11 protein-coding genes are annotated in these 4,982 nt (G+C 53.2%); 5 read left to right on the top strand and 6 right to left on the bottom strand.

Features of this window, described 5'->3' with window-relative positions; all coding sequences use genetic code 11:
* Positions 1 to 230: hypothetical protein (locus tag ACOYNV_RS25585; RefSeq protein WP_422902638.1), on the bottom strand; the 230-nt coding region annotated here is incomplete at its 3' end.
* A gap of 269 nt (positions 231 to 499) precedes the next feature.
* Between ACOYNV_RS25585 and ACOYNV_RS25580 the strand changes: the two genes are divergently transcribed.
* Both ACOYNV_RS25580 and ACOYNV_RS25575 read left to right on the top strand, forming a co-directional pair.
* Complete coding sequence (locus ACOYNV_RS25580; protein WP_422902637.1) at positions 500 to 712, top strand: TA system antitoxin ParD family protein; 213 nt, start codon at positions 500 to 502, stop codon at positions 710 to 712.
* Positions 709 to 981: a type II toxin-antitoxin system RelE/ParE family toxin gene (locus ACOYNV_RS25575; protein WP_422902636.1), complete on the top strand. Its 273-nt coding sequence runs from the start codon at positions 709 to 711 to the stop codon at positions 979 to 981. The genes ACOYNV_RS25580 and ACOYNV_RS25575 overlap by 4 nt, the downstream gene beginning before the upstream one ends.
* Positions 982 to 1,840: 859 nt before the next feature.
* Here the strand turns inward: ACOYNV_RS25575 and ACOYNV_RS25570 are convergent.
* The 3 genes from ACOYNV_RS25570 to ACOYNV_RS25560 all read right to left on the bottom strand — a co-directional run bounded on the left by ACOYNV_RS25570 (position 1,841) and on the right by ACOYNV_RS25560 (position 2,788).
* On the bottom strand, positions 1,841 to 2,242 hold the full coding sequence (locus ACOYNV_RS25570; RefSeq protein ID WP_422902635.1) for a type II toxin-antitoxin system VapC family toxin: 402 nt from the start codon (positions 2,240 to 2,242) through the stop codon (positions 1,841 to 1,843).
* The gene (locus ACOYNV_RS25565) at positions 2,242 to 2,496 is read right to left on the bottom strand and encodes a type II toxin-antitoxin system Phd/YefM family antitoxin (protein WP_422902634.1); all 255 of its coding nucleotides are present in this window, start codon (positions 2,494 to 2,496) and stop codon (positions 2,242 to 2,244) included. The genes ACOYNV_RS25570 and ACOYNV_RS25565 overlap by 1 nt, the downstream gene beginning before the upstream one ends.
* 157 nt (positions 2,497 to 2,653) lie before the next feature.
* Complete coding sequence (locus tag ACOYNV_RS25560; RefSeq protein WP_422902633.1) at positions 2,654 to 2,788, bottom strand: hypothetical protein; 135 nt, start codon at positions 2,786 to 2,788, stop codon at positions 2,654 to 2,656.
* A gap of 63 nt (positions 2,789 to 2,851) precedes the next feature.
* Here ACOYNV_RS25560 and ACOYNV_RS25555 point away from each other — a divergent pair, with 63 nt between their 5' ends.
* On the top strand, positions 2,852 to 2,932 hold the full coding sequence (locus ACOYNV_RS25555) for a hypothetical protein (protein WP_422902639.1): 81 nt from the start codon (positions 2,852 to 2,854) through the stop codon (positions 2,930 to 2,932).
* A 374-nt stretch (positions 2,933 to 3,306) separates the two neighbouring features.
* Here the strand turns inward: ACOYNV_RS25555 and ACOYNV_RS25550 are convergent, their stop codons facing one another.
* Positions 3,307 to 3,732, bottom strand: coding sequence for a type II toxin-antitoxin system VapC family toxin (locus ACOYNV_RS25550; protein WP_422902632.1), 426 nt, complete (start codon positions 3,730 to 3,732; stop codon positions 3,307 to 3,309).
* On the bottom strand, positions 3,729 to 3,962 hold the full coding sequence (locus ACOYNV_RS25545; RefSeq protein ID WP_422902631.1) for a hypothetical protein: 234 nt from the start codon (positions 3,960 to 3,962) through the stop codon (positions 3,729 to 3,731). The genes ACOYNV_RS25550 and ACOYNV_RS25545 overlap by 4 nt, the downstream gene beginning before the upstream one ends.
* A gap of 420 nt (positions 3,963 to 4,382) precedes the next feature.
* Between ACOYNV_RS25545 and ACOYNV_RS25540 the strand changes: the two genes are divergently transcribed.
* A complete protein-coding gene (locus ACOYNV_RS25540) occupies positions 4,383 to 4,718 on the top strand; it encodes a nucleotidyltransferase domain-containing protein (protein WP_422902630.1) in 336 nt (111 codons plus the stop codon).
* A complete protein-coding gene (locus ACOYNV_RS25535; protein ID WP_422902629.1) occupies positions 4,705 to 4,935 on the top strand; it encodes a HEPN domain-containing protein in 231 nt (76 codons plus the stop codon). Before ACOYNV_RS25540 ends, ACOYNV_RS25535 begins: the two co-directional genes overlap by 14 nt.
* Positions 4,936 to 4,982 lie beyond the last annotated feature (47 nt).

Here is a 4,982-nt window from a genome sequence, read left to right as displayed (position 1 = left end):
GTGGCTCCATTAAGCCGCGATTCAAATGGCTCCATAGGGGCGCGAGATAACACCGTTTCCAATTCCTGAAACGTGGCATGGCAAACACAGACTTCGAATTGCAACAACGCCTTTTCAAGTGTCAGCAGCACATTGCGCCGAATGTTCGCGAATCCGGTGCAATGCTCTTCGCTTATTGACACCCTACGCGGACTTTCCCTGCCGGGTGACAAATTCCTTTCTTTGCGCACGCGGAATTCCCCTCACGCATCGACGTGCTTGATCCGCCTGAAGGTGCGCAACGCTTCGCGTTTCACACCCTACAAAATCGCACGTGGGCATAGGGTGCGAGCCCGGTAGCCGATCTGATGGAAACCGAGAGCCCCTCGACTGTGGTGATGTCTTGATGGCTGTTTGCTGTGCAGGAAGACTGGCCGGGCGCGTGAAGTGTTTTCGTCTTGTCGCCTCTTTGGCTTTACGCCAAGCTACAATTGTGGCAGTTAACTACAAAGGTGGCAAAATGAGCATTTCCATTCGTATTGACGACGCGCTTTATCAAACGGCCAAAGTTCGTGCCAATGCCGAGATGCGTTCGATTCCGCAGCAGGTTTCCTATTGGGCCAAGGTTGGACGCGCAGCGCTTGATAACCCGGATTTGCCTATCGAATTCGTGCGGGATGTGCTGGTTGCCATGGAAGAGGAATCCGAGCCCTTCGATTTGTCAGGCGCATGAGTATTTCCCTTCAACAAAAGCCTGCGTTCAAGCGGGCTTACAAGAAACTGCATGCGAATCAACGTGAGGCAATCCAGGCAGCTATTCGGGTAGTTCTTGCTGACCCAGGGGTGGGTCAGGAAAAGAAAGGCGATCTTGCGAGTGTCTACGTTTATGAATTCGATTGCGTCAATCAACTATTTCTGCTGGCTTACCAGTGGGATGAAAGCAAGCGGGTGCTTCTGGCGGTTGGGCCGCATGCGAATTTTTATCGTGATTTGAAGCGGTAGCCCGGAATATAGGGGCCAGTGCGTAGGGTGCAAAAACCAACGGGCATTGCGCCGATTGTTCGCGGATCCGGTGCCGGTGCAATGCGCTTCGCTTATTGACACCCTACGCGGGCTTTCCCAGCCCGGCAGGGTGCGCAAATTCTTTTCTTTGCGCGGGTCAAAGGGGCCGGGTCGATTTTTCGTTGGATCACGGAAGACTTTGTCTCTTTGGCGAACAAACCTTGTCGGACTAAAGTCCGATCCACAAAGAACCGTGCTGGCCGAACGTGTGAAAACCGTGGCCGGGTTTTTGTAGGAGCGAGCTCTGCACTTCCTTCGGTCGGATATTCTGCGCAATGGGTTGATTCGGCGCGGGTCGTCAGTCTCGTCTCAGGGTAAATTTGTTCTAGCCATCCGCCGTCATTCCGGCGAAAGCCGGAATCCAGATTCGTCTATCTGATCAAGATGTTATGTTTGATAAGCGAACTGGATTCCGGGTCAAGCCCGGAATGACGGGAAATCAATGGGTTAGCGGCAGAACAAATTTACCGTGAGTCTCGTCTTGTCCGGCGCGTTGGCTTGATTCATCTGGAGTAAAAAATACGGCAAATTTTACCGCAGGCAAAACATCAACAGAGCCTGATAGCTGCGCCAACCGGGGTAGCCTGAGCGCGTAGGGCGCAATAACCATCGGGCATTGCGCCGAATGTACGCGGTTCCGGTGCAATGCGCTTCGCTTATTGACACCCTACGTGTGCTTTCCCTGCCGGGTGCGCAAATTCTTTTCTTTGCGCACGTAGAATCCTTCGTACCTCGATGTGCTTGGCCCGCTTGGTGGTGCGCAACGCGCTGCCTTGCACACCGGGCTTTAATCAAGCGTTCAGAGGACTGTGATTCCCGCCGCTTTTGAAGCCTCTCGCAGTTTGCCATCCTGGCAGGCAATCGGCAGGCCATGACGCATGGCAAGTTCGAGATAGGCGGCATCGTAGCTACTCAGGTTGTAGCGGACTGCGAGTTCGAACAACTGCCGAGGACCAGGCGTGCCATGATCAATTTCGATAGGTAGGGCGCAAATGTTGTCCGCGATCTGCCTTGCGGCATCAATGGCCAGTTTGCCCCGAGTACAGGCCGTTTTCAGCACATTGGCGAATTCCAGTTCCCAAAGTGCAGGAACAATTGCGCGGTCTGTTTCCAGTTTGGTCGCTATGGTTTCGCTGTAGTCGGTGGCCTGATCTTCAATACACCAGCCTGTGACAACTGAGTTATCCAGTACGAACGGCATCAGTCGCGCCCATCTTCGATTGCTTCGGAAAGCGTTGTGCCCAGAGTGACGCCTTGGCGCAGATTGCGCAGATTCGCCATGGTGCGGGAGACGCGTTCCCGCTGGCCTTGTTCGCCTTGGCTGGCAGTGCTGATAGAGACGATTCGAGCAACAGGGCTACCATGCCGGGTAATGGTGATTTCTTCGCCATGTTCTACTGCATTTAGCAACTCGGAAAACCGATTTTTGGCCTCAAAAATAGCAACGGTTCGCATGAGACACCTCAAAATTATGGATAGCCAGATTATAGGCGCTAACCATAGGCAGAACGACAAGGGACATACCATGGTTTTCTGCTGTTTCGGCTCTGAAAATCGTGGCCCGGTTTTTTTTGATGGGCAGGAGACTTGGGGTGAATAATAGTGCCCCCTTTTATTCCAGGAATCCAATCGCCAAGCGGTTGCCCGCCCATCGGTCAAGTGCAGTGTCGACAAGCATCTTCAATGGCTCGATCAGGAGATTGCAGCGATCTCGAAAGCCATCCGAGATCATATCGACAACGATCATTCGCTGCGCGATAAGCGTCGTTTGCTCGATAGCATTCCCGATGTTGGAGAGCGAACCATCGCCGTGTTGCTGGCGTTCATGGCGGATACTCAGCCCTTCGGAAATGCCCGTCAGGCCGTCGCCTTCGCGGGACTCGATCCGTGACTCATTGACGCAGCTCCAATTTTGTACAGCATCCGCTTGTTTTATGAGATTGAAATGAAAGGATTCTGGATCAGGATCCCGGCAATACATTGGCCGTGCTGAAAATCCTCACTATAGAGCAGCGCGGCTCCAGATTTTTCAGCGGAGGCGATTACCAGGCTGTCCCAGAAACTGCAACTGGCGAGTTCCATGATCTCGCTAGCGCACACGACTGGATCAGGGCCAGTGTCGTGCACAACCCAGGAGCGATAGCTTCGGACAATTTCACGTGCCTGCCACGCAGTGGTAGCCCTGTCTCGCTGCAGTCCCGGCTACTTTTTCATGGCGCCACGAGTGGAACCAGTTCATCTGCCGGCCGTTCCTGTAAGGGTTTTCTAAAGTTTTAAATCATTTAGCAACACAATCGCGCCTTTGCTGGCAGCTTTTTCGTAATAGCGCCGATCTGCCGTCACCAGAGTAGTTTCCGGTGTGCTGAGCGCGACGGCGTGGTAGAGGGTGTCGAAGAGGTGATGGTTCAGGGAGACAGACAGTGCGCAAGCGATTTGCCAGATTGCCGGGGTGTCTGCGACGGTGATCTGGAGCGACTGGATATCCGTCATGTCGTCCTGAACGGTGACGGGGCTGATGCGCGCCAGCACTGCGGCGACTTCTGCCAGCCAGTGAACAGGCTGCAATATAACCAACTCGCCGCGTTTGTAGGCGAATAGCAACTCCAAAGCAAAAGCGACATTTTCTTCACCATCGCGCTGGGGTTGCAGCCATTTGATAACAACGCTGGCATCGATTACCCAGCGTTTCATGGGCGTCCTTTTTCGCGCGCGGTACGGATTTCTTCTTCAGTAATGGACGGCTTGGTGTCGCGGCGCGCCAATATCCGGTCAATCGCATCGGTTCTTCGTAGCGCCTGGTTTTCACGTTCCACCGCCTCCAGCATCAATTCGGCGATGATGGCGCTTTTGTTCTTGTGTGCGAAGGTGGCGTTGAACAAGTCCTTGACCTTGTCCGGGACACTGAAATTGACTGTTGACATGTTGTTTCCCAATGATTGTTGTTGAATATTTCAACAACAATTTTGATCTGGAGTAGAGCGTATGTCAATGCAGCAGCGATGGTGCCGCAGGGTAAATTTGTTCTACCGCCAACCCATTGATTTACTTTCATTCCGGGCTTGACCCGGAATCCAGCGCGGCAGGGTGCGCAAATTCTTTTCTTTGCGCACGCGAAATCCACCTCATTCATCGACGTGCCTGATCCGCCTGAAGGTGCGCTACAAAACCGTGAATCAAAGGAGCCAGTCTTCTTCCGTTCCGGACTTGATCGTGAGATTGGTCATTTGCTGTCCTTCAGGGCAATCCAGTCTTGCTCCCTTGACATGAGCCGTTGATCGGTGTTCCCTGTTGTCTTGTGTTTTCATCATTCTTCGTGTTCATGGAGAAAGGAGTTGGTTCTGATGCAAATCGAAGAAGGTAGCCTGATCCGCAAGATGGTCGATACGATCATTCGCGAGGCTGATCCGGATGTGGTGATCCTGTTCGGTTCGCGTGCTCGCGGCGATTCTCACCCGGATTCCGACGTTGACCTGTTGATCATAGAGCGTGAACCTTTCAGCCCACAGCGCAGTCGCCGCCAGGAAACTGCTCGCTTGTATCTCGCTCTGCGCAAGCTGGCAATGCCCAAAGATTTGTTGCTCTACAGTCGCGAGGAATTCGAGCAACTCAAGGATTCTCCGTATCATATTGTCGGTCGTGCCCAACTGGAAGGAAGAGTCCTGCATGAGCGCACTTGAGCACGCTCGGGGATTACTGGTCATGGCCCGCAAGGATTTCGATGCTTTGCGCGGCATGGTCGACAATCCGCTGTTTGCCGAAGAGATTTTCGGCTTTCATGCTCAGCAAGCCATCGAGAAATCGCTCAAGGCATGGCTCGCTGCCCGGTCACTTGACTTCCCGCTGACGCATGATCTTTCCCGGTTGCTTGATTTAGACAATAGGTATAGACAATAGGGGACAGACTCCAATTAATCGACCAAGCCCGGTAGGGTGCGCAAATT

Source organism: Propionivibrio sp., from assembly GCF_049316945.1.
GTDB lineage: Bacteria > Pseudomonadota > Gammaproteobacteria > Burkholderiales > Rhodocyclaceae > Propionivibrio.
Note: the sequence above shows the minus strand (reverse complement) of the source record. Positions and strands in the feature narration are given on the sequence as shown.